Source organism: Noviherbaspirillum sp., assembly GCF_035254865.1.
Lineage (GTDB): Bacteria > Pseudomonadota > Gammaproteobacteria > Burkholderiales > Burkholderiaceae_D > Noviherbaspirillum.
Map to the genome: position 1 here is coordinate 68,927 of NZ_DATFAF010000022.1, position 21,807 is coordinate 90,733.

Here is a 21,807-nt window from a genome sequence, read left to right on the forward strand (position 1 = left end):
CCGGCGGCCCACTATTGGATCGGTCCCGGAAACATCGTGTCGCCGCCGGCATTGCCGCTGCCACGGCTGACCGATCCGCCGCTGCTGCGTTCGGTGCGCTTGCCGGTCGCCGGGTCGCGGTCCAGTCCGCTCAGGAAGCGGTCCAGTTCGTCGGGCAAGAAGACGCGGCTGTTGCCACGGTTGCCGCCGTCGCTGCGCTCCACCGTCTGCACGCCGTTGGGGCCGACCACGACCGCGGTGTCGCTGTTACGCCGCGTCACCACGCCGTAACCCGGCGGGATCATGTCTTCCTCATTGAGCTGGTCGATCCAGTCCTTGTCCGGCGCCTTGACCATCAATGGCGGCGGCCGCTTGGGTTGCGGGAATTTTGCCTTCACGTTGATCAATTTGGTCTTGAGCGTGTCGCGGAAAAAATCGCCGACCAGCAGGATGGCATTGTGGCCGCCTTGGCCCCAGTAGTCGCTGCGCATCGTCACGCGCGGATCGTTGAAGCCGATCCACGCGCCGGCCACGAGGTTCGGATGCATCAGGATGAACCAGCCGTCGGTGTTGTTTTGCGTGGTGCCCGTCTTGCCGGCGATGTCGGCCACGATGTTGAAGCGGCTGCGCACTTCGGTGCCGGTGCCTTGTCGCACCACGCCGCGCAGCATGTCGATCAGCTCGATCGCGGTGTCTTCCGACATGGCGCGCTGCGGCTCGGCGTTGAACTCGGCCAGCACCTTGCCGTCACGGTCGGTGATTTTCCGGATGACGACCGGCTTGCGGTATTCGCCGATCTGCGCGATGGTGGCATAGGTCGACACCATTTCCAGCAGGGTCACCGGACTGGTGCCGAGTGACAGCGAAGGGACCGGGTCAAGGCGGCTTTGCGTGACGCCCATCGCGCGCGCCATGCCGATGACGGTGGGCAGGCCGACATCCTGCATCACCTGCGCGGTGATCGTGTTCTTGGAATAGATCAGCCCTTCGCGCATGCTCATCATGCGGCCGGAATAGCCGGACATGTCGGTTGGTCGCCAGATGCTGCCGTCGTTGGCGCGAATTTCCACCTGGCCGTCCGGATAGATGCGGTCCGGGCGGAAGCCTTGTTCCAGCGCGGCGCCATACACGATGGGCTTGAAGGTGGAACCGGGCTGGCGCTCGGCCTGCGCGACATGGTCGAACTGGTCGCGCTCGAAGTCGCGGCTGCCGACCCAGGCCTTGACCTCGCCGCTGGCCGGATCCATCGCAACGAAGCCGGCTTCCAGCCGCGTCTTGTTCTCGCGCAGGCGGCGCATGAATGCGCTGTCGTCCTTCAGTTTCGCCAGCACGGTTTTCGGCGCCTGGCCGCTGCTGACGGCTTTTCTGTATTCGGGACTCTCGCGGACGAAGGCATCGACAAGCGCGGCATGCTCGCTCCAGAAATGCTGGAACGGTTCGACCTTCTTGCGCATCGTCTTGTAGGCCTTCGGCGTGTGCGATGCGACGCGCGAGGTGCTGCGCCCCCATTCGACATCGGCAATCGCCTGCAATACTTCCGATTGCCGTTCGACCGCCTCGCTGGCGGCGTCCTGCAACTCGTCGTCGAGCGTGCTGTAGATGACGAGTCCATCGGTATTCAGATCGTATCCATGCTGCTCCGTCCATTCCAGCAATTGCCGGCGCACATACTCGGTGAAATGCGGCGCGACATCGATCGGTTCGGGCGGGCGGTTCAGCCTGGCCTGCAGCGGTGCGTCACGCAGCGCATCGAATTGCTGCGCGGGCAGCATGCCGTGCTTGACCATTTGATTGAGCACCACGTTGCGCCGTGTGTGTGCGCGTTCCGGATTGATGATCGGATTGTAATAACTGGTGCCCTTGAGCATGCCCACCAGCATCGCGCTTTCGAGCAGATCCAGTTCGGCCGCCGGCTTGCTGTAATAGGTACGCGCCGCCATCTCGATGCCGGTCACGTTGTAGAGAAAGGGGACGGTATTCAGATAGGTTTCCAGGATCTGGTCCTTGCTGTACCGCTTCTCGACCTTGATCGCGGTAATGATCTCGCGCAATTTGCGATCGATGGTGCGTGCGCGACCGATTTCCTCCGGAAACATGTTGCGCACCAGCTGCTGCGTGATGGTCGAACCGCCCTGCGCCTGGCCGAGCACGGTATGCAGCACCGCCGACAAGGTGCGGCTGACATCGATGCCCTGATGATCGTAGAAGCGATGGTCTTCGGTGGCGATCAGCGCCTTGATCACATAGGGAGATACATGGTCGAGCGGGACCAGTTCCTGCTGCGGGCGGCCGAAGGTGGCGAGATGCGTGCCCTTGGCCGACAACAAGGTGCTGGGCATCGCGCTCTGCATGTCGAGCATGCCTTCGATGTCGGGCGTCTGCGGGGCGGTCTTCGCGATGTAGCCGCCGGCGACGATGGCCGCGGCGATCATCACGACTGTGCATGCAGCCACCACCCTGAGGGTGTAGCGAAGGACTGCGCGGCTGCGGGAAGGTCTGTTGTCTCCGGAAGAATGTTGCAGGTCTTGCTGTTGCGGATTCTCGTTGTCCACCATCGACATCCTTTTTCTTGACCTTGAATTGAAAATTGGACAAGCGCATGTCTGTTTGGTTTTGTCATTTCTGAAAAGTGTTCATCGCCTTATGGAAAGCACCATGCAAGGCACCTGCCACCAGGCTGTCAGGAGCCTGCGCGCACACTGCCATGCGATGGGGAGCTTGGCCGATATCAGCGTGCGACGGGCGGGTTCTGTTTAAATCGGCACAGAGGGTTTATCCTGCGGTATCGATGCCGAATTTCTCCGGAGCCCATGCCATTGATCCTGCCTTGCTTTTACCTGGATGAACCGCTCAGCGAGAGCGAATTGCAATTTGTCACCAATGCCCTGGTCGGCCACTGGGCCAAGTTCCGCACCGGCGCCACGGCCATCGAACAGCGGCGCGTGCCTGGCGTGCTGCCGGTGCCGGATCTTGACGGCATGTATGCTGCCGGCCGCGAACAGCGCGCCGAGGGTGTGCGCGCGAATCTGCAACACGCCGGCATTCGCGCCTACAACGGACACCAGGTGCTGTGGGTGATGCCGCGCGACATGGATTGGGACGCGGTGTTTCAGTTCGCCATACGCGAGGAGACGGGTTACGGCCCCTTCGTCGCGCAACGCTGGTTTGTTGAAAACGGAATACTGGTGCGCAACAGCGTACGCGTCGTCAATACGGAGATGCTGTTGCGCGGTTTGTAGCTTGCAGACAAGGAGACTGTGCAATGACAGCAAAGGTAAAACCGATTCCCGACGGCTTTCATACCGTGACGCCCTATCTGACCATCAAGAATGCGGCAGCGGCGCTGGATTTCTACAAGACAGCCTTCGGCGCGGATGAAGTGTTCCGCATGACCGATCCGGCGGGCAACAAGGTGGGGCACGCGGAGATCCGCGTCGGCAATTCCCCGGTCATGCTGAGCGACGAATATCCGGAGATGGGCGGCAAGAGTCCGGACACGCTCGGCGGCACGCCGGTGATGATTCATCTCTATGTGGAAAACGTCGACGCGCTGGTCGAGCGCGCGGTCAAGGCCGGCGCGAAGCTGGAACGGCCGGTGGCCGACCAGTTCTACGGCGACCGCGGCGGCATGGTGGTCGATCCCTTCGGCCACAAATGGTGGATCGCCACGCACATCGAAGACGTGCCGGCCGACGAACTGGGCCGGCGCGCGATGGCGATGTTCGGCCAGCAGCCTACCTGATTGCCTGACTACCTGAGGCCGCGTGCCGCGAACCGCTGCTGCCAGACGTGCGCCACGTCCAGCAAGCGGTTCGCAAATCCCCATTCATTGTCGAACCACACCAGCATGTTCGCGATGCGCGGCCCGATGGTGCGCGTCTGGCTGCCGTCGACGATGGCGGAATGCGGATTGTGATTGAAGTCGACCGACGCATGCGGATCGTCGGAATAGGCGAACAGGCCGGCGTGTTCCGACGAGGCATTGGAAAACAACGCGTTGATCTGCTCGATGCTGACATCGTGCGCAAAGCTGACGACCAGATCGATGGCCGATACATTGATGACCGGCACGCGCATCGCCTTGGCCTGCACCCTTCCCGCCAGTTGCGGCATCAGCCGCTCCACGCCTTTCGCCAGTCCGGTCGATACCGGAATGATCGACTGCATGGCCGAGCGCGTGCGGCGCAGGTCGCTGTGATGATAACTGTCGATCAGCGGCTGATCGTTCATCACCGAATGCAGCGTCGTCATCAGCGCATGCTCGACGCCGAATACACGGTCCAGCATGGCGAGCACCGGCACGATCGCATTGGTGGTGCAGGAGGCATTGGAAACGATGCGCTCGTCGCCCACGAGATCATCCTGGTTGACGCCGTACACAATGGTGCGGTCCACATCCTGCGCGCTATTGCCCGGATGCGACAGCAACAGGCGCGGACAGCCCGCTTCGAGAAAGCGCACCAGCTCGTGACGGTGCGCGTACTGACCGGAACACTCGACCAGCAGATCGACGCCCAGCCCTGCCCAGTCCACCGCCTCCGGCGTGGTCGCATGACTGACGTGAATGGCGCGGCCATCGATCGTCAACTGATCGGCGCCGACTTCCACCTTGCCGGGAAAAACGCCATGCGTCGAATCGAAGCGCGACAGATAGGCGATGGTCGCCAGATCGGCCGGCTCGTTGATCGCCACCACCCGGAATTGCTCCTTGAGCGGCGACTCGTACAGCGCGCGCAGAAAACAGCGACCGATGCGGCCGTAACCGTTGATCGCGAGTTTGACGGGCTGGTCGGTGCTGCTTGGATTGGCGCGGGAAGGGGGCATGGGATTGAAGAGTCGTGGAGTCGATCAAGGCGCGGACATGTTTCCATGCGCTTGCCGTTCGCAGCAGCGCACTGTCCGTTGACAAGGAGGAATTATACGGGACAAGCCTGATGCGCAAGTCCCGGGCCTTGATGTTCGTCGTTCGCGATTCCCCTGCCGCCAGCGTCACTACCTGCGCATCGCCACCTGTTTTTCCCGCGCGCTCCAGCATCGCGTGGTGATGGTAATGCGGATCGTTCAGCTGTTCCGCGCGCACGATATCCGCGTCGCGTCCGTCATACGGCCATTCGGGATAGGCGTCTAGCCGGCGTTTCGCTTCCTCGACCGGGATTTCATGGTAGCTGGCGAACCACTCGCGCACATGCGGTTCCCGCACGCCGTTCAGCGGCACGAAGGAGATGACCACCGCCGGGGTCAGCGCGCTCATGAACACATGAACCGGATACGCGTGCCGGCAATTGCGCGCGCCGTGTTCGAAGTAGGCGATGTTGCGCCGCGCTTTCCTGCCGTCGTAGCTGACCATCCAGGAGAAGGGGATCCTGGGCCGCTCCGCGGGCAGCGTCGGATTCGGATCGGGGGCTTCGGCATGTCGTGCGTCGCCGGGTCGGTCGAGGTCATGCCGCTCGCATTTTTGATGCTGATCCACGTTGGACTCCTTTTCTTCGCTCCACGCGCCCGGGGATCGCCCTCGACGCGTGCCTTGGATACCCATCAAGCCTACACCTCGCCGCGTCAAATTCAAGGGGCGGCATGCAGCCGGAAGCGGTCATACCGCTCCAGCACCATCGGCACATAGCGCATCGTCTCCTGGTAGGGCGGCACGCGACGGCCGTGGCGGATCACGGCATTTTCGCCGGCGTTATAGGCAGCGACGGCCAGGCGCACGTTCCCGTTGAATAGCGTGAGCAGGTCGCGCAAATAGCGCGCGCCGACGTCGACGTTTTGTTCCGGCGAATACAAATTGAACTGACCGTAGCGCGCCGCGGTCGCCGGCATGAGTTGCATCAGCCCGATCGCCCCCTTGGGCGAACGCGCACCGGCGTCGAAGCCGGACTCGACTTCAATGATCGCCTTGAGCAAGGCGGCATGCACGCCGTGCATGCCGGCAACACGCTGGACGAGAGGTTCGACCGCACTGCGCCGGGCCGCAAGCTGCGGCAGGGAGACCGGGCCGGCGCCCGAGCGCGGCCATAGCTGATTGCCGTCGAACACGGCGTAAATGCGCGATGTTCTGTTGATCGGCCGATCCGAGAACGTGGGCGTCCTGCTCGATGGATCGTACGACCGGTAAATCTTCGACTCTTCCGCCTGCGCCATGCCCGCCGCGCAGAGCGCCATGCACAGCATGAATTGCCGCGCCGGCGCAAAACCTCTCCTTTGTCTGGAGCTCATTGCATCCTCCCTGCTCCTCCATACGATACGCCAGCAACAATATTTCCTGCAAGCACGAAGATCCAGTAAAGTTGGTAACCTTTCAGTTACCATTTGGTAAAGGATGGCAGGTATCGTATCGATATTGAACGGGTGAAAAAATGACAGTGAAGCGTTTTGCCTTTCTTCCTGATGAGCCGGAGCAGCGGCTCAGGATCAAGCGCTTTGTGTTCGCCACGGGCGCCTACGCGATGAATTTCACGTTTGTCCTTGCCTGCTGGTGGATGAACTATTTCACCACGCAGACCCTCGCCATCTACGTCAGCTTCGTCCTGCTCATCCACCTGTGCGTGTATACGCTGATCCGCTCCGGCCTGAACAAGCGCTTTGCCGATCCGAGCCTGACCAAGCCGCAGATGGTAATCGCCACGTTTTCCGGCTTTTATCTGATGTACTACGCGGACGATTTCCGGGCCACCTTCCTGCTGCTCGGCGTGTCGATGCTGGTGTTCGGCATGTTCCGCTTCAAGACGCGCGATTTCGCCGCCTTCGGCGCATTCATGCTGGTCGGTTATGCGGTCCTGATCGCCTTGCTGCAGGTGTACCGTCCGGGCGAAATCACGCTGAAGGTCGAGGTGGTGCAATGGCTGGCGCTCTTCGTGGCGTTGGTGGAGTTCAGTTTCCTTGCCGGCTACATCGGCAATCTGCGCCGCAAGCTGCGCATCAATAACCAGGAGCTGGAAAAGCGCAACGCGGACCTCGAAACAGCCGTGCGGCACATCAGCGAAATGGCGATTCGCGACGAGCTGACCGGCGTCTACAACCGGCGCTATGTGATGGATAGGATGGAGGAAGAAAGACAGCGTTGCGCGCGCAACGGCGCGGCGTTCTGCGTGTGCATGGTCGACATCGATTTCTTCAAGAAGATCAACGACGTCCATGGCCACATGGCCGGCGATACGGTGTTGCGGCGCGTTGCGGCGACGGCTTCCGGGGCGCTGCGCCTGACCGACGTGTTCGGCCGCTTCGGCGGCGAAGAGTTCGTCATGGTCTTGACCGACACGGTCGCCGCGGGAGCGCTGGCTTCAGCCGAAAGAGTGCGGCAGACGATCGAGCAGCTGCGCTTTCCGGAAATCGATCTGGACTTGAGGGTCACGATCTCGATCGGCATCGCCGAGCATACGCAGGGAGCGGACCTGGCCTTGACCTTCAAGAACGCGGACGAAGCCTTGTACCGGGCGAAGGAAGACGGCCGCAACCGGAGCCGGCTTGCAGCGGCCACGGCACAGGCCGCCCAAGTGCAAGCGGACTGACCTTATTCGCCGATCTCTCGCAGGTCGGCGACCGGCATCTGCCCGAAACTCTCGCTCACCAGATAATCCACCAGACGCCTTGCGCATTCCTTCGGGTCGGCCAGATTGCCGTCGCGCTTCAAGGCTTCGAATCGTTCGCGCAACGGAAACTGCTCCAGTGTGACCTTGCGGATTTCGGCCTGCATGTCGGTGTCGATCACGCCCGGCGCAAGGCTGCAGATACGCAGACCGGGCGTCTGATCCAGCGCGACCGCGCGTGCGTGATGATCGAGTGCGGCCTTGGTCGCGCAGTAGATGCTCCAGCCGGGATAAGCGTTGCGTCCCGCGCCGCTGGAGATGTGCATGATGCGCCGATCGCCGGCATCCGGGCTTGCGGCGGCAAACGCGCCGGCCAGCATCAGCGGTGCGGCGACATTGAGACTGACGGCACGCGCGATGGCGGCAGGGTCCTGCAGCCGGATCGGCCCGATCGGTTGCAGCATGCCGGCGTTGTTGATGAGCAGGACCGTTTGCTCGCCGGCGAGGAAACGCCGCAGGCTGTCGCCGGCCAGCCATCGTGCCGATGCGTCGGACTCCGACAAATCGAGCGCGACCTGTTCCAGCAGGGCAGGGTATTGCGCACCGAGTTGCGCGTTGCCGTGCCGCGACAGACCGAGGACGGCGATGTTCCGCGCCAGCAGGTTTTCTGCGATGGCGGCGCCGAGGCCGCGTGTATGTCCGGTGAGAATGGCTTTCATGCTGTGCCTTTCCGATTGAGTAGGTTCCCAGCATAATAAATGGTGCGCATGAATGGTGCACGAGCAGCGCGTATACGCCCGCCGTCAATCTCCTTGAGGGAGGCGTACACGCTGTCCGCAAACGCGCGCTAGAATGAATTCATGTGCGCCAACTATCTTCCCTCCACGCATCACCAGTTGCAACAGTTCTTTGGTGTTGCGCCACCCGATTCCGATTATCCGGCCGAGGCATTTCCCGGCTACATGGCGCCGATGATCCGTCTGCCGCGCGCGGATGCCGTGCCGGGAGACCGCGCGTGTGCGCTGGGCATGTTCGGCCTGGTACCGGGCTGGGCCGACAGCAAATTGGCGCGGCAGACCTATAACGCGCGCACCGAAACCGTGGCGAGCAAGCCGAGTTTTCGCCATGCGTACAAGCATCACCAGTTTTGCGTGATTCCGCTGCGCTCCTTTTATGAACCGAGCTATGAATCGGGAAAAGTGGTGCGCTATGAAATCGCCGATGCGGACGGCGCGCCGCTCGGCGTGGCCGGTATCTGGGAGTACAAGCAGGACGGCGGCAACGGTCTGCCGCTGCTGTCATTCTCCATGCTGACCATCAATGCGGACGGGCATGCGCTGATGCAGCGATTCCACAAGCCGGGCGACGAAAAGCGCATGATGGTGATACTCGACCCGGAGCGCTACGACGCGTGGCTACATTGTCCGGTCGAGGAGGCGGAACGCTTCTTCGTGCGCTATCCGTCCGAGCGCCTGGTCGCGCGGCCAGCGCCGAGGCTAGGCAAGGCGGCCGCGCAGGAAACCCTGCCCGGTCTGTAAGAAGATGTAAATTTGAAACAATTCTCCTGCGCAACGCGGCATCATGGCCCGATAAAACCAATATGCAGCGAGACATGAACATTACCGATGATATGTTGACGGCTGCCATCACCAAGGCCGTCGAAGCGGGTCTTCTTCCCCGTCGTTCATTGCGGGAAGACATTGCCGAAGCGCGCTTGCTCATGCGCGATATCCTGAAAGCCGCACTGGCGCCGACGCGACAGGCCAAGTCCGCCATTGCAGCATCTTCTTTTCTGTCCAGTTTCCGTGCGCGCGAACGCCTGGCCGAACGGCCGGAGTACCTTCGCGCAGTCGAAGAGCAAAACCAGGCCTAGCATCCATAACGCTTCATGCCGTCGACGAAGCGGTATTCGCCGTGCCGGTCGGTGAAGCAGATTCCGCCGTCGGTATTCTCCGTCGGCACTTTCGCGATCTTCCTGGTTTTCGGATGGCGGAATACCCATGGCGCGACCGGCTCGGCGTCCACCCACAAACCGACGCGGCGCTGCCGTGCCATGGCCTCCAGCCCCGGCAGCGTCAGGTCCTGGTTGGTCTTGGGGTAGACCCAGACCATGCCGCGCTCGACCTGCGCGCGATTGGCTTCCACGCCTTCGCAGGTCACGATCGCCACCGTGCGGCCGCGATGATCGATGGCCTGCTCCTGGTAGCTGGCATCCTTGCCGAGGCAGAGCTCGGCGAGGGATTGCCGCGACTGCGCGCCGAAGGGCTGGGCCTTGTCGGGCGCGTCGATGTTGGCGAGCCGGACCTTGAAAGGCTGCTCGTCAACGAGGAGTGTCAGATTGGCGCCATCGGCGACGCCGATGACTTTGTGGGCATAGGCCGGTACGAGCGGCGCCAGCGCGAAAAGAAGTGCAAACAGTTTCATGAAGCGATTCTACGGAGAGCATCCTGCTCGCGCTGTAACAGCTTGTTTCGATGAGGCAGGGCACTCGTTATGATGCCCGAAAATGCGCGCCCGATGTGCGTTGCGTGGCGCTTCATTTTTTCTGTCCGGGATTTTGTGGACAGGATCAGACAGCTCCGGCGCACAAATCGCCGCCGCTTGCATCGCGCATGTTTGCATGCAAGACATGCGGGAACGCCGCGTGGTGCATGGTGCGTGACCTGGCTCAAGCCGGCCCGGGCTGTTAGCGGCATGATGGAGCCATCCACCTGGAAAGGAGGATTCTGATGCTCTCCCTACACACTCCCATCAGCAGGATGCGCATCGGCATGCTGCTTGTCTGCTTGCCGCTCTGCTTGTCGATATCACCGGCCTATTCTGCCTCGTCACAACTACAAACCAGCGAAGCGGGAAACACTTACATCAGCGGCAGCGATCTCGTGATCGCCACGCCCATCGCGGCGGATCTGTTCGCCGCCGGCGGACGGGTGAGCGTGGAACGCGAAGTCGGTGCCGACGCGGCCGTGGCCGGCGGCTCGGTCACGATTCGCGCGCCGGTGCGGCAGGACCTGCGCGCCGCCGGCGGGCATGTCGATATCGAGGGCAATACCGACGGCGAACTGGTCGCGGCCGGCGGCGATGTGCGCGTGGGCGAAGCGGCGGTGGTGGCGGGCTCGGCCTGGCTGGCGGGAGGCGATGTGACGGTGGCCGGGAAAATTCGAAAAGGCGTCCGGATTTACGCCGGCAACATCGCCATTTCCGGCGAGATCGACGGCGACGCGCATCTCTACGGACAGCAGATCAAGTTGCTGCCGGGTGCGATCATTCGCGGCAGCCTTTTTTACGCCAGCCCGAACGACCTGATCCGCGATCCTTCGGCTCAGGTGCTGGGCACGCTCACGCACGAACCGACACCGCCGGATTGGAGCAAGGAGCACGGCCCGCGTCGTGCGATGGCGTGGTTCCATCCTTTCTTCGTGCTGAGCATGCTGGCGGCGGGCATGCTGCTGTATGTGCTGTTTCCTGCTGCCGCGCTTGGTCCGCAGCGCGCGATTCGCCAGTATCCGCTGCGCAGCCTGTTGCTCGGCCTCGCCTTGGTGTTCACGATTCCCCCGGTGGCGATCCTGTTCATGGTCACGGTGATCGGCCTGCCTATCGGTTTTGCGCTGCTGCTGCTCTATCCCTTGAGCCTGATGCTGGGCTATCTGGCGACGGCCTTCCTGATCGGCCGGCAGGTTGCCACCGCCGCGAAGCAGCCGGAACCGGCGAGCCTGAAGCGCTATGCGCTGTTCCTCCTGCTGGCGCTGATCGTGCTGAGCATCGCCGCGGCGATTCCTTTCCTCGGCGGCATCGTGATGATCGCGGCGGTCGTGCTCGGTCTGGGCGGATGGGCGGTCTGGATTCAGACGAGCTACCACGGAGCGCGCACGGCGCACGAATGATTCAGGTGAATGATGACGCGGACAGGCGGCGGCGCAGTTCGCGTTCGGTTGCCACGTTGAATCCGGCTTCGCTGTCCACCAGAATGAGATTGGGGCAATCCGGCGAGAAGAACCATGCGGAATCGTCGATCGCCACCCACTGTTCGGCCGCGCGCCCGGCTTCGCGCAGCCACATGCGGATTTCCGCCTCGCGGATATAGGGATGTTGGCGGCTGCCGGCAATCGGCGTGACGTCGATGATGCGATCGCCGATGTCCGGCGAAAAGAGCGTCCGCAGTTGCGGCAAGGGATGCGCCTCGCGCCAGGTGCTGGAGATGACGATGTCGACATCCGTGTAGTCGCGCATCACGCGCTCGAACTCGGCCAGCAGGGTGAACACCCCGGCCGGCCGGTGGAACGGGTGCAGGACACCGTCGAAGTCGAGGAAGACGATCATGGCGCGAGGCTGCTCTGCGTTAGCGGTCAGGCAGCGATCGCCACCTTGCCTTCCTGCGGCGCCGAGCTGCGGATCAGGTGGTCGAAGGCGCTCAGGGCCGCTTTCGATCCTTCGCCCATGGCGATGATGATCTGCTTGTAGGGCGTGGTGGTGGCGTCGCCGGCGGCAAACACGCCCGGCACCGAGGTGCGGCCGTGCGCATCGACTTCGATTTCGCCGCGATTGCTCAGGGCGACCGTGCCTTTCAGCCAATCGGTATTGGGCAGCAGGCCGATCTGCACGAAGATGCCGTCCAGTTCGACATGGTGTGCCGCGCCGCTCTTGCGGTCGGTGTAGCGCAGGCCATTGACCTTGTTGCCGTCGCCGGTGACTTCCGTGGTTTGCGCGCTGGTAACCACGCTGACGTTCGGCAGGCTGAGGAGCTTGCGCTGCAGGATCGCGTCGGCGCGCAGATGGCTGTCGAATTCCAGCAGCGTGACATGCGACACGATGCCGGCTAGGTCGATCGCCGCTTCCACGCCGGAATTACCGCCGCCGATCACCGCCACGCGCTTGCCCTTGAACAGCGGGCCGTCGCAGTGCGGGCAGTAGGCCACGCCGCGGTTGCGGTATTCCTTTTCGCCGGGCACGTTCATCTCGCGCCAGCGCGCGCCGGTCGCCAGCACCACGGTCTTCGCCTTGAGACTGGCGCCGCCGGCCAGCCGGATCTCGATGTTCTCGCCGGGGATCAGCGCCTCGGCGCGCTGCAGGTTCATGATGTCTACATCGTAGGACTTCACGTGCTGTTCCAGCGCGGTGGCCATTTTCGGCCCTTCGGTTTCCTTGACGGAGATGAAATTCTCGATGCCCATGGTGTCGAGCACCTGACCGCCGAAGCGCTCGGCGACGACGCCGGTGCGTATGCCCTTGCGTGCCGCGTAGATCGCAGCCGATGCGCCTGCGGGACCACCGCCGACGATGAGCATGTCGAACACCTCTTTCTGCGCGATCTTCGCGGCTTCGCGCTGCGCGGCGCCGGTGTCGAGTTTCGCGAGGATCTCTTCGAGCGACATGCGGCCCTGGCCGAAGCTTTCGCCATTCAGGAAGACAGTCGGCACGGCCATGATCTGGCGTGCGGCGACTTCGTCCTGGAACAGCGCGCCGTCGATCATCGTGTGGCGGATATTCGGGTTGATCACCGCCATCAGGTTCAGCGCCTGCACCACGTCCGGGCAGTTCTGGCAAGACAGGGAGATATAGGTTTCGAATACGAACTCGCCCTCGAGCGCGCGGATCTGCTCCAGCACCTCGGCATCGGCCTTGGACGGATGACCGCCGACCTGCAGCAGCGCCAGCACCAGCGAGGTGAATTCATGGCCCATGGGAACGCCGGCGAAGCGGATGCCCATGTTGCTGCCGGCGCGATTGAGCGAGAACGATGGCGTGCGTTCGTCTGTGCCGCGCTGCTCGGTCAGCGTGATGTGCGAAGACAGATTGGCGATGTCGTTCAGGAGTGACGACATTTCATGCGCGCTTTCGCTGCTGTCCAGCGACGCGACGATCTCGATCGGTTGGGTGATCTTCTCGAGGTAAGACTTCAATTGGGTTTTGAGGTTGTCGTCCAGCATGATGATTCCCTTGTGAGGATGGTGGAATGTCGGGATGTGCAGTGGCACTTCCGGATCAGGCTCGTGCCAGCGGATCAATCAGGGTGATCGGGGAGTGGTGCTGCGGACGCGGGTTGCCGCGTCCGGTCGGCGCACCGCACGAAGGCGGCGCGCCATGAAGATTTAGATCTTGCCGACGAGATCCAGCGACGGGGACAGGGTCTTCTCGCCCGGGGTCCACTTGGCCGGGCAGACTTCGCCCGGATGCGATGCCACGTACTGGGCTGCCTGCACCTTGCGCAGCAGTTCCTTGGCGTCGCGGCCGATGCCGTTGTCATGGATTTCGCACAGCTTGATCTGGCCTTCCGGATTGATCACGAAGGTGCCGCGCAGCGCCAGGCCTTCTTCTTCGATCATCACGTCGAAGTTGCGGGTGATCGCGCCGGTCGGATCGCCGATCAGCGGGTACTTGATCTTGCGGATGGTATCGGACGTGTCATGCCATGCCTTGTGGGTGAAGTGGGTGTCGGTGGACACGCCGTAGACTTCCACGCCCAGCGACTTGAAGGTGTCGTAGTTGTCTGCCAGGTCGCCCAGCTCGGTCGGGCAGACGAAGGTGAAGTCGGCCGGGTAGAAGACCACGACGGACCACTTGCCCTTCAGGTCGGCTTCGGTAACCGGGACGAATTTGCCATTATGAAAGGCGGTTGCGGAGAAAGGCTTGACTTGGGTATTGATCAGAGACATGGTGACTCCCGTGTTGTTGGTTGAAGAAAAAACGTCATGGGTGAATCATAGCGCCTATCTATGGAAATGAGAATTCGATAGTTTGGATCGAAACCATAGACTAAATCTATTACTGTCCTGGCAGCCCGTTCTTGCGGGCAACATGCGAGGCAGCGCGCTTGTCATTTCTTGTCGCGGCGGTCCGTCTGCCGGCGTTCGACAAGGTCCCAGCCGATCTCTCTGCGTATCTGCTCGGGATCGTGCAGGGGCGAACGGGAATTCTGGCGGCGCTCGATCTGTCGCCGCTCCAGGTATTCGCGGACTTTTTCCTTCGCTTGCTTGGGTTGTTCCATCGCGGATATGCGGTCGGGTGTTGGCGGGGTTGCGGAGCGAGGACCGCTGCAGACGTATTTATAGGTTAGGAACTTCCCGGTCGCGGGACTTGACGCGACACAAAGGACGGAAAGGAAACAGTGGCCGCGCGCCGGCAATCTTCGCCTAATATGGAGAACAGATGGAGACCCCATTCCGATGGAAAAATTCCTGATACAGAACGAATTCGGCCAGCCGCAGGAATTGCTGGGCGAGGAAATTGTCGTGCCGGGCTTCGAAGAGCTTCAGTTCATCCTGCACACGTGGCTGTACGACAAGCACGGCGGCTGGGCCATTACCGAACGCTCATCGGGAAAACGCATCACAAGCGGACCGGCCGGCAGTGAAGACACGGCGCGCGCGCAACTGGAACGGCAATTGAGCATCCACGGCAAGGATGCGCTGATGCGCGTGCTGGGCAAGGGACGCTTGTCGAGCTGAGCCATGGACGATCCCTTCGAGTTGCAACGTTTCGTGGATGCGCAGCGCTCAACTTACGAGACCGCCTGCGCCGAACTGCGTGCGGGCCGCAAGCGCAGCCACTGGATGTGGTTCATCTTCCCGCAGATACAGGGGCTGGGGCAAAGCGAGATGGCGCGCAGGTACGCGATCGCCTCGCTGGACGAAGCGCGGGCCTATCTCGCGCATCCTGTGCTCGGCCCGAGGTTGCGCGAATGCGCGCGCATCGTGTCGGCGATCGAAGGCCGCACGGTGGAGGACATTTTCGGCTATCCGGATGACATGAAATTCCGGTCCTCCATGACGCTGTTTGCACGGGCGACCGATGACAATGCAGTGTTCGACGCCTGCCTGCGGAAATACTTCGGCGGCGCGCCCGATCCTGCTACGCTGACACGGTTGTGAGATTCTCCCGCACGCCATCGTTTTCCATCTGTTTCACAGTGACTCTTTCCAGTTCATGACAAGCGCGTCCCCCTTCCCCGATTCTCCCGCGAGCACACTTGACACAGGCGACAGCATGGCGCCGGAATTGCACGCGCAGACGCTGGGCGCCGAGCTGGTCAAGTCGGAAGGCCGCGTGTTCCTGCGCTTTTCCGGCCTTGCCGAGACGGCCGGGCTGCGCATTCCCTACAGCCTCGTGCCGAGCCAGGGCGTGCTGGCCAAGCCGAGCAAGTGGCGCAAGATGGCGCCGGAAGAACAGTTGCAGCTGATCACGCAGCGCGCGCATGCCGGTGTGAAGGAAGAATTGCATCGCGAAGTGCTCGCCTTCGTCGCCGGACTGCATGCGCGTGCCGACGATGTCGGACTCGATGCGATGGTTTTCCTGCCCGCTCTGGAAGGGCGCGACATGTCCGATCCGGCGGAGTATGTGTTCGAGCGCATCGAGCAGCGCCTGCAGCATGCGATCGAGCGCCAGAACGAAGAGCGGCATGCGGCGCTGACCAAGGAGAGCATCAATCTCGCGGAATATCCGGCATCGTTCGAGCTCGCCTGGCGCATGCCGCGCCGCTTCATCGCCTTGCTGGGGCCGACCAATTCCGGCAAGACGCATCAGGCGATGGAAGCGCTGGCCCGGGCGAAGAGCGGCGTCTATCTCGCGCCGCTGCGCCTGCTTGCGCTGGAAAACTACGAACGCTTGCTGGAGGCCCGGCCGCACGGCAAGGAACTGCTGGTCAGCCTGGTGACCGGCGAGGAGCGCCGCATCGTCGAGGGCGCCACGCATGTGGCCAGCACGGTGGAAATGCTCGACACCAGCACGCGCGTGGATGTGGCGGTGATCGATGAAATCCAGATGCTGGGCGATCGCGACCGCGGCGCCGCGTGGACCGCCGCGGTATGCGGCGCACCGGCGTCGGTGGTGTACCTGGTCGGTGCGCTGGAAGCGCGCCGTGCGGTCGAAGCGCTGGCCGAGCGGCTGGAATGCCCGCTCGAAGTGCATGTGCTCAAGCGCAAGGCACCGCTGTCGATGGAAGCCAAGGCGGTGCGCAAACTGCGCAACCTGCGGCGCGGCGATGCGGTGATTGCCTTCTCGCGGCGCGAGGTGCTGATGTGGCGCGACATGATCACCGAGAGCGGATTTTCGGTGGCGACGGTGTATGGCAACCTGTCGCCGGAAGTGCGCCGTGCGCAGGCGGCGCGCTTTCGCAATGGCGAGGCCGATATCGTGGTCGGCACCGATGCCATCGCGATGGGACTGAACCTGCCGATCGAACGCGTGGTGATGACCACCTCGACCAAGTACAACGGCATCGAGGAGGAAGAAGTGCCGGCGGCGCTGGCGCGGCAGATCGCCGGACGCGCGGGCCGCTTCGGCGTGCACGAGGAAGGCTTCGTCGCCGGCTATGACGAAGAAACCCATCATGTGATGCGCTCGCTGCTGAAGGAGAAGCTTCCGCCGGTGGCGGCAGCGGGCTTTTCGGTGGCGCCCACGCTGGAGCATCTGCATCGCATCGCCGCCGTCACCGGCGAGCAATCGCTGACCAGGCTGTTCAAGCGCTTCGTGCACAACATCGACGTGCCGGATGGTTTCTTCTTTCCGCGCATCACCGATGAACAAGCCGAGCGCGCGCTGTGGCTCGATACGCTGGCGCTGTCCGTAGCTGACAAATTCACGCTCTCGCTGGTGCCGATTTCATCGCGCGTGCCGGCGCTGCATCTCGCGTGGCAGGACTGGGCGCGTGCGCTCGCCAGACGCAAGCTCAGCGCGCTGCGTCACGAGTCGATTTCCCTGTCGCGTCACAACCTGCAGGAGGTGGAAGACATGTGCCGGATGTATTCCGCCTACGCCTGGCTCGGCTATCGTTGTCCGGAATTCTTCCCCAGCGGCGAGCTGGCGCAGGAATTGGCGCGCGAGGCGTCCGAGCGGGTCGATGCGATTTTGCAGGCGCAGAATTCCGCGCTGCGCAGGCGGCGTCGGCAGTTCGGCTAGCAGGATTCATGTTCGACCGAAAAGTTCTTGTCCACGAAAGACATGGAAAATCTTGTCTATTTCCGTGTTTTCCGTGGACATCCATCGCGCCCTGCCGAGCGCAGAACAAGCCCGCACTTACACGCTGTTACCATTTCCCACGCTGCCCGTTGTCGACTTCCCCATCCTTGCCGGCGTTAATGGAGGACAGCAAAGAACGACATTCAAGGAGCGGCAACCATGCCCATCGTCCCCTTTTCACGAATATCGCTTGCGGCGACGATCGGCATGCTCGGCCTGTTGGCCGCATGCGCGACAACCCGGGCAGGCGCCGCTCCGCGATCCGATCCCTTGCCCACATTGTCCGTGCTCAATCGCATCACCTGGGGCGCGAACAGCGAGACGCTACGCCAGGCCAATGCACTGGGGCTGGACCGTTACCTCGAACGGCAGCTGCACCCCGGTCCGGCGAACCTGCCTGCGCAGGTGCAGGCGCAAATCGACGCGATGACGATTTCGCAGCGTTCGCTGGAAGACCTGGAACGGGATTTCGAGCAGCGCCGCCGCGATGCGCAAGGCATGAACGACGCGCAGAAGCAGGCCGCGAAGCAAGCCTATCAGCAGGACCTGAACCGTCTTGCACGCGAGGCGGCGAGCCGGTCGCTGTTGCGCGCGCTGTATTCGTCCAACCAATTGCAGGAGCAGATGACCTGGTTCTGGATGAATCACTTCAATGTGCACCAGGGCAAGCACGATCTGCGCGCGATGATCGGCGATTATGAAGAGCGCGCGATACGGCCCTACGCGCTCGGCAAATTCCGCGAGCTGCTGGCCGCCACCGCGCACCACCCGGCGATGCTGCGCTACCTCGACAATGAGCACAACGCGGCCGACCGCATCAACGAGAACTATGCACGCGAGCTGATGGAACTGCATACGCTGGGCGTCGATGCCGGCTACAGCCAGCGCGACGTGCAGGAGCTGGCGCGCGTGCTGACCGGCGTCGGCATCCATCGCGGCGAACAGATGCGGTTCGCGCGGCCGGCGTTGCAGCAACAATATGTGCGGCAGGGCTTGTTCGAATTCAATCCGAGGCGGCACGATTACGGCGACAAGCAATTGCTCGACAGGACGATACGCGGGCGCGGCCTGGCTGAACTGGACGAGGCGCTCGATCTGCTGAGCCGCCAACCGGCGACCGCGCACTTCATCAGTCGCAAGCTGGCGCTGTATTTCGTGTCGGACGATCCGCCTGCCGCGCTGGTCGAACGCATGGCGCAAAGCTTCCTGCGCAGCGACGGCGATATCGCGGTCACGCTCAGGACCCTGTTCGATTCGCCCGAATTCGCTCAGTCGCTCGGCCGCAAGTTCAAGGACCCGGTGCACTATGTGGTGTCGGCGGTGCGGCTGGCCTATGAAGACAAACCCATTCTCAATGCAGCTCCGATGCTGAACTGGCTCAATCGCATGGGCGAGCCCTTGTACGGCCGCCAGACGCCCGACGGCTATCCCCTGACGCAATCGGCCTGGAACAGCGCGGGGCAGATGACGACGCGCTTTGAAATCGCGAAGGCCATCGGCGCCGGCAGCGCCGGCCTGTTCAGGACGGACGACATGCTGCCGCAGGAACGGCCGGCCTTTCCGCAACTCGCCAATGCCTTGTACTACCAGTCGCTGCAAGCGGGCCTGAACCCTGCCACACGCGCCGCGCTGGAGCAGGCGGCATCGTCCCAGGAGTGGAACATGCTGCTGCTGGCGTCTCCCGAAATGATGCATCGTTAGGAGCAGAAAATGAAACGTCGCGACGTGCTCAAGGTTCTGGCTTCCCTGCCGCTCGCCGGCTCCGCGGGCAGCCTGTTTGCCGCGCCTGCCGCCAGGAGCAAGCTGCTGCTGGTGTTCCTGCGCGGCGGCTACGATGCGGCCAATCTGCTGGTGCCGGTCTCCAGCCAGTTCTACTACGAGGCGCGGCCCAATATCGCGATTGCGCGTCCCGGCCCGGATCTGAATACGGCGCTGCCGCTCAACGCTGACTGGGGCCTGCATCCTGTGCTGCGCGATTCGGTGCATCCCCTGTTCAGCGCGGGACAGGCGGCCTTCATTCCATTCGCGGGCACCGAGGACATCTCGCGCAGCCATTTCGAGACGCAGGACGCGATCGAGCTGGGCCAGCCGGCGGGGCGCGGGCGCGATTTCCAGTCGGGTTTTCTGAACCGGTTGGTGATGGAACTGAATGGGAAGGATGCCATCGCCTTCACCGACCGCCTGCCGCTGATCCTGCAGGGCCGCGCACAGGTGCCGAATGCGTCCTTGCGCGCGGCGGCAAGGACCAATGTGGATGCGCGCCAGAGCAGCCTGATCGCATCGATGTATCGGGGCACGGAACTGGAGCAGCAGGTCAACGACGGTTTTCATCTGCGCGACGAACTCGTGCAGGAAATGGGCGGCAACCTGGGTCGCGAAATGGAAGCCGCCAATCGCAATGCGATTTCAACCAAGGGCTTCGAGTCGGTTGCGCGCCGCATTGCCGTGCTGATGCGCGACAAGTACAACATCGGCTTCGTCGATGTCGGCGGCTGGGACACGCACGTGGGCGAGGGCGGCGCGAGCGGCCAGCTCGCCGGGCGCCTCGACGAGCTGGGGCGCGGCCTGGCGGCGTTTGCGCAGGAAATGGGCGGCGCCTGGCGCGACACGGTGACGGTGGTCATCAGCGAATTCGGCCGCACCTTCCGTGAGAACGGCAATCGCGGCACCGATCACGGGCACGGCACCGTGTACTGGGTGCTGGGCGGCAGCGTGCGCGGCGGGCGCATCGCCGGCGAGCAAGTGCGGGTGGAACAAACGACGCTGTTCCAGGATCGGGATTACCCGGTACTCAACGAATACCGCGCGGTGCTGGGCGGCTTGTTCGCGCGCATGTACGGCTTGCGCGCGGCGCAGCTGGAACACGTCTTCGCCGGCGTGAAAGCGCGCGATATCGGACTGGTATAGCGTCTACATTTTGACGCGCAAGGCTTTGCCGATGACTTCGACAGCTTCCGGGCTGTCCCATTGCTTGGCACCATAGAATTTGGCAACCACGCGTCCCTGCGCATCGACCAGCAGCGTCAAGGGAATGCGGTCGGCGCCCAGCATGTTTTCCAGGAACAGCTCACTGTCGATGTAATTGCTGAAGCTGGTTTTCGACTGCTGCAGGAAGGCCAGTGCGCGGTCGCGGTAGTCGTCGGTGGAGACGCCGATCACGTTGAACTGCTTGCCGCCGTAGCGCTTCGCGAGCCGGTCCAGCGATCCCATTTCCGCGCGGCAGGGGCCGCACCAGCTGGCCCAGACATTGATGACCAGCGGCTTGCCCCGGTATGCCGACAGCTTTTTGGCGGGGCCGGACAGGCCCTGCATTTGCGCTTCGCGCAGCACGCTGCCGACCTCGACTTCGCCGGGCGTCTTCGAGTAGGCGGAGGATGCCGCGCCGGCGAGGCAGAGCACTAGCAGGGAGAGGGTGCGGAGGGTACGTTTCATGCGCCCAAGTTTATCAGTTGCCGATCGGCAAAAGAAGTGTCTCGGCCGGCCGCATGCGGGTTTCCTGACCTGAAGCAAACGCAAGTGTTGCCGACATGGATAGTTCTTGATATTTCCGGCAACAGACAATGTGCGCGCCGGTCAAACTTGTTACATGCTTGGCATGATGCTGTGCCGCCCGGCGCACCAGTTGCTCAATGGACTTCACGATGGATGCCGATTATGTGGTGATCACCCTGCACCTGTTCGGCGCGCTCTGCGCCGGCGGGATCATCGGGCTGGAGCGCAGTTTTCACGGCCGCCCGGCGGGTTTCAGGACACATGCGCTGGTGTGCGTTGCTTCCAGCCTGCTCATGCTGGTGATGCTGTATCAGTGGAAATGGCTGCCCGGCACGACGAGCGATACCATCAGGACCGACCCGACGCGCATGGCGCAGGGCATCATGACCGGCATCGGTTTTCTCGGCGCGGGCGTGATTTTCAAGGAAGGCTTGAGCGTGCGCGGCCTGACCACGGCGGCCTCGATCTGGATCACGGCCGCCATCGGCATCCTGATCGGCGTGGGATTCTATTACCCGGCCATTCTGGCGACCGGGCTGACGCTGGGCATCCTGTCGCTGTTCCGCCGCATCGAGGCCAGGATGCCGTCGCAATCCTATGCGCACCACGCGCTGCGCTTCGAGCGCGACCAGGTGCTTTCGGAGGCCGAGGTCAGGAAGATCATGGCGAACCACGGCTTCAATATCGCCAACATGAGTTATCGCATTACCGAGGATGGCCAGCATTTTGAATACCGCATGGTGATTCGCACCTCCGACGCGAGAAACATGTCGGTGCTGTCGACGCATCTGCTGTCGCTGGAGCAGGTGAAGTGCTTCCAGATTTCGCCTACGGGAGATTAGCCTTACAGCAATCA

At 62.7% G+C, this 21,807-nt stretch carries 24 protein-coding genes; 13 read left to right on the forward strand and 11 right to left on the reverse strand.

Features of this window, described 5'->3' with window-relative positions; translation table 11 throughout:
• Window positions 1-11: 11 nt before the first annotated feature.
• Window positions 12-2,411 (reverse strand): PBP1A family penicillin-binding protein, encoded by a 2,400-nt coding sequence (locus VJ651_RS06290; protein ID WP_324106645.1) that lies wholly within the window; start codon window positions 2,409-2,411, stop codon window positions 12-14.
• 112 nt (window positions 2,412-2,523) lie between these two features.
• Between VJ651_RS06290 and VJ651_RS06295 the strand changes: the two genes are divergently transcribed.
• From VJ651_RS06295 to VJ651_RS06305, 3 genes are read left to right on the forward strand one after another with little or no spacing between them, the layout of a single operon-like run.
• The gene (locus VJ651_RS06295) at window positions 2,524-2,736 is read left to right on the forward strand and encodes a hypothetical protein (RefSeq protein WP_324106614.1); all 213 of its coding nucleotides are present in this window, start codon (window positions 2,524-2,526) and stop codon (window positions 2,734-2,736) included.
• 53 nt (window positions 2,737-2,789) lie between these two features.
• Window positions 2,790-3,218: a hypothetical protein gene (locus VJ651_RS06300; protein ID WP_324106615.1), complete on the forward strand. Its 429-nt coding sequence runs from the start codon at window positions 2,790-2,792 to the stop codon at window positions 3,216-3,218.
• Between the two features lie 23 nt (window positions 3,219-3,241).
• Window positions 3,242-3,721, forward strand: coding sequence for a VOC family protein (locus tag VJ651_RS06305; protein ID WP_324106616.1), 480 nt, complete (start codon window positions 3,242-3,244; stop codon window positions 3,719-3,721).
• Between the two features lie 8 nt (window positions 3,722-3,729).
• On the opposite strand, the gene VJ651_RS06310 is transcribed toward VJ651_RS06305, so the two are convergent.
• On the reverse strand, window positions 3,730-4,803 hold the full coding sequence (locus tag VJ651_RS06310) for a type I glyceraldehyde-3-phosphate dehydrogenase (RefSeq protein WP_324106617.1): 1,074 nt from the start codon (window positions 4,801-4,803) through the stop codon (window positions 3,730-3,732).
• 738 nt (window positions 4,804-5,541) lie between these two features.
• A complete protein-coding gene (locus VJ651_RS06315) occupies window positions 5,542-6,195 on the reverse strand; it encodes a lytic transglycosylase domain-containing protein (protein ID WP_324106618.1) in 654 nt (217 codons plus the stop codon).
• Window positions 6,196-6,335: 140 nt separating this feature from the next.
• Between VJ651_RS06315 and VJ651_RS06320 the strand changes: the two genes are divergently transcribed.
• Entirely contained in the window at window positions 6,336-7,487 is a 1,152-nt protein-coding gene (locus VJ651_RS06320) for a diguanylate cyclase (protein WP_324106619.1), read from the forward strand.
• A gap of 2 nt (window positions 7,488-7,489) precedes the next feature.
• On the opposite strand, the gene VJ651_RS06325 is transcribed toward VJ651_RS06320, so the two are convergent.
• Complete coding sequence (locus VJ651_RS06325; protein ID WP_324106620.1) at window positions 7,490-8,224, reverse strand: SDR family oxidoreductase; 735 nt, start codon at window positions 8,222-8,224, stop codon at window positions 7,490-7,492.
• Window positions 8,225-8,365: 141 nt separating this feature from the next.
• Between VJ651_RS06325 and VJ651_RS06330 the strand changes: the two genes are divergently transcribed.
• On the forward strand, window positions 8,366-9,043 hold the full coding sequence (locus tag VJ651_RS06330; protein WP_324106621.1) for an SOS response-associated peptidase: 678 nt from the start codon (window positions 8,366-8,368) through the stop codon (window positions 9,041-9,043).
• Window positions 9,044-9,117: 74 nt separating this feature from the next.
• Complete coding sequence (locus tag VJ651_RS06335; protein ID WP_324106622.1) at window positions 9,118-9,378, forward strand: hypothetical protein; 261 nt, start codon at window positions 9,118-9,120, stop codon at window positions 9,376-9,378.
• Here the strand turns inward: VJ651_RS06335 and VJ651_RS06340 are convergent.
• On the reverse strand, window positions 9,375-9,929 hold the full coding sequence (locus tag VJ651_RS06340; RefSeq protein WP_324106623.1) for a thermonuclease family protein: 555 nt from the start codon (window positions 9,927-9,929) through the stop codon (window positions 9,375-9,377). The two genes, VJ651_RS06335 and VJ651_RS06340, sit on opposite strands and share 4 nt — an antisense overlap.
• Before the next feature lie 305 nt (window positions 9,930-10,234).
• On the opposite strand from VJ651_RS06340, the gene VJ651_RS06345 reads away from it, so the two are divergent.
• Entirely contained in the window at window positions 10,235-11,389 is a 1,155-nt protein-coding gene (locus VJ651_RS06345; protein WP_324106624.1) for a polymer-forming cytoskeletal protein, read from the forward strand.
• A gap of 1 nt (window position 11,390) precedes the next feature.
• On the opposite strand, the gene VJ651_RS06350 is transcribed toward VJ651_RS06345, so the two are convergent.
• From VJ651_RS06350 to VJ651_RS06365, 4 genes are all read right to left on the reverse strand, one after another.
• The gene (locus VJ651_RS06350) at window positions 11,391-11,825 is read right to left on the reverse strand and encodes an HAD domain-containing protein (RefSeq protein ID WP_324106625.1); all 435 of its coding nucleotides are present in this window, start codon (window positions 11,823-11,825) and stop codon (window positions 11,391-11,393) included.
• Window positions 11,826-11,851: 26 nt separating this feature from the next.
• The gene (gene ahpF / locus VJ651_RS06355) at window positions 11,852-13,432 is read right to left on the reverse strand and encodes an alkyl hydroperoxide reductase subunit F (protein ID WP_324106626.1); all 1,581 of its coding nucleotides are present in this window, start codon (window positions 13,430-13,432) and stop codon (window positions 11,852-11,854) included.
• Between the two features lie 162 nt (window positions 13,433-13,594).
• On the reverse strand, window positions 13,595-14,158 hold the full coding sequence (gene ahpC, locus VJ651_RS06360) for an alkyl hydroperoxide reductase subunit C (protein ID WP_324106627.1): 564 nt from the start codon (window positions 14,156-14,158) through the stop codon (window positions 13,595-13,597).
• A 161-nt stretch (window positions 14,159-14,319) separates the two neighbouring features.
• Complete coding sequence (locus tag VJ651_RS06365; protein WP_324106628.1) at window positions 14,320-14,490, reverse strand: hypothetical protein; 171 nt, start codon at window positions 14,488-14,490, stop codon at window positions 14,320-14,322.
• Window positions 14,491-14,668: 178 nt separating this feature from the next.
• On the opposite strand from VJ651_RS06365, the gene VJ651_RS06370 reads away from it, so the two are divergent.
• The 5 genes from VJ651_RS06370 (at window position 14,669) to VJ651_RS06390 (ending at window position 20,366) form a co-directional block, all read left to right on the forward strand.
• Window positions 14,669-14,950 carry a hypothetical protein gene (locus VJ651_RS06370; protein ID WP_324106629.1) on the forward strand — a complete coding sequence of 94 codons (282 nt, stop codon included), beginning with the start codon at window positions 14,669-14,671 and terminating at the stop codon, window positions 14,948-14,950.
• Between the two features lie 3 nt (window positions 14,951-14,953).
• Window positions 14,954-15,373, forward strand: coding sequence for a DUF1810 domain-containing protein (locus VJ651_RS06375; RefSeq protein ID WP_324106630.1), 420 nt, complete (start codon window positions 14,954-14,956; stop codon window positions 15,371-15,373).
• Window positions 15,374-15,488: 115 nt separating this feature from the next.
• Window positions 15,489-17,399 (forward strand): helicase-related protein, encoded by a 1,911-nt coding sequence (locus tag VJ651_RS06380; protein WP_324106631.1) that lies wholly within the window; start codon window positions 15,489-15,491, stop codon window positions 17,397-17,399.
• A 219-nt stretch (window positions 17,400-17,618) separates the two neighbouring features.
• Window positions 17,619-19,160 (forward strand): DUF1800 domain-containing protein, encoded by a 1,542-nt coding sequence (locus VJ651_RS06385; protein ID WP_324106632.1) that lies wholly within the window; start codon window positions 17,619-17,621, stop codon window positions 19,158-19,160.
• A 9-nt stretch (window positions 19,161-19,169) separates the two neighbouring features.
• A complete protein-coding gene (locus VJ651_RS06390) occupies window positions 19,170-20,366 on the forward strand; it encodes a DUF1501 domain-containing protein (protein WP_324106633.1) in 1,197 nt (398 codons plus the stop codon).
• A gap of 3 nt (window positions 20,367-20,369) precedes the next feature.
• Here the strand turns inward: VJ651_RS06390 and VJ651_RS06395 are convergent, their stop codons facing one another.
• Window positions 20,370-20,891: a TlpA disulfide reductase family protein gene (locus VJ651_RS06395; RefSeq protein WP_324106634.1), complete on the reverse strand. Its 522-nt coding sequence runs from the start codon at window positions 20,889-20,891 to the stop codon at window positions 20,370-20,372.
• Between the two features lie 13 nt (window positions 20,892-20,904).
• A complete protein-coding gene (locus tag VJ651_RS06400; RefSeq protein ID WP_324106635.1) occupies window positions 20,905-21,099 on the reverse strand; it encodes a hypothetical protein in 195 nt (64 codons plus the stop codon).
• Between the two features lies 1 nt (window position 21,100).
• Between VJ651_RS06400 and VJ651_RS06405 the strand changes: the two genes are divergently transcribed.
• Window positions 21,101-21,793 (forward strand): MgtC/SapB family protein, encoded by a 693-nt coding sequence (locus tag VJ651_RS06405; RefSeq protein ID WP_324106636.1) that lies wholly within the window; start codon window positions 21,101-21,103, stop codon window positions 21,791-21,793.
• The last annotated feature ends 14 nt before the right edge of the window (window positions 21,794-21,807 follow it).

Coding starts and splice junctions, on each gene's coding strand:
- VJ651_RS06330 (WP_324106621.1), top strand. CDS start 8,366: ATGTGCGCCAACTATCTTCCCTCCACGCATCACCAGTTGCAACAGTTC.
- VJ651_RS06370 (WP_324106629.1), top strand. CDS start 14,669: ATGGAAAAATTCCTGATACAGAACGAATTCGGCCAGCCGCAGGAATTG.
- VJ651_RS06375 (WP_324106630.1), top strand. CDS start 14,954: ATGGACGATCCCTTCGAGTTGCAACGTTTCGTGGATGCGCAGCGCTCA.
- VJ651_RS06390 (WP_324106633.1), top strand. CDS start 19,170: ATGAAACGTCGCGACGTGCTCAAGGTTCTGGCTTCCCTGCCGCTCGCC.
- VJ651_RS06335 (WP_324106622.1), top strand. CDS start 9,118: ATGAACATTACCGATGATATGTTGACGGCTGCCATCACCAAGGCCGTC.
- ahpF (WP_324106626.1), bottom strand. CDS start 13,432: ATGCTGGACGACAACCTCAAAACCCAATTGAAGTCTTACCTCGAGAAG.
- VJ651_RS06300 (WP_324106615.1), top strand. CDS start 2,790: ATGCCATTGATCCTGCCTTGCTTTTACCTGGATGAACCGCTCAGCGAG.
- VJ651_RS06350 (WP_324106625.1), bottom strand. CDS start 11,825: ATGATCGTCTTCCTCGACTTCGACGGTGTCCTGCACCCGTTCCACCGG.
- VJ651_RS06345 (WP_324106624.1), top strand. CDS start 10,235: ATGCTCTCCCTACACACTCCCATCAGCAGGATGCGCATCGGCATGCTG.
- VJ651_RS06380 (WP_324106631.1), top strand. CDS start 15,489: ATGGCGCCGGAATTGCACGCGCAGACGCTGGGCGCCGAGCTGGTCAAG.
- VJ651_RS06405 (WP_324106636.1), top strand. CDS start 21,101: ATGGATGCCGATTATGTGGTGATCACCCTGCACCTGTTCGGCGCGCTC.
- VJ651_RS06365 (WP_324106628.1), bottom strand. CDS start 14,490: ATGGAACAACCCAAGCAAGCGAAGGAAAAAGTCCGCGAATACCTGGAG.
- VJ651_RS06385 (WP_324106632.1), top strand. CDS start 17,619: ATGCCCATCGTCCCCTTTTCACGAATATCGCTTGCGGCGACGATCGGC.
- ahpC (WP_324106627.1), bottom strand. CDS start 14,158: ATGTCTCTGATCAATACCCAAGTCAAGCCTTTCTCCGCAACCGCCTTT.
- VJ651_RS06305 (WP_324106616.1), top strand. CDS start 3,242: ATGACAGCAAAGGTAAAACCGATTCCCGACGGCTTTCATACCGTGACG.
- VJ651_RS06315 (WP_324106618.1), bottom strand. CDS start 6,195: ATGAGCTCCAGACAAAGGAGAGGTTTTGCGCCGGCGCGGCAATTCATG.
- VJ651_RS06340 (WP_324106623.1), bottom strand. CDS start 9,929: ATGAAACTGTTTGCACTTCTTTTCGCGCTGGCGCCGCTCGTACCGGCC.
- VJ651_RS06325 (WP_324106620.1), bottom strand. CDS start 8,224: ATGAAAGCCATTCTCACCGGACATACACGCGGCCTCGGCGCCGCCATC.
- VJ651_RS06310 (WP_324106617.1), bottom strand. CDS start 4,803: ATGCCCCCTTCCCGCGCCAATCCAAGCAGCACCGACCAGCCCGTCAAA.
- VJ651_RS06290 (WP_324106645.1), bottom strand. CDS start 2,411: ATGATCGCCGCGGCCATCGTCGCCGGCGGCTACATCGCGAAGACCGCC.
- VJ651_RS06320 (WP_324106619.1), top strand. CDS start 6,336: ATGACAGTGAAGCGTTTTGCCTTTCTTCCTGATGAGCCGGAGCAGCGG.
- VJ651_RS06395 (WP_324106634.1), bottom strand. CDS start 20,891: ATGAAACGTACCCTCCGCACCCTCTCCCTGCTAGTGCTCTGCCTCGCC.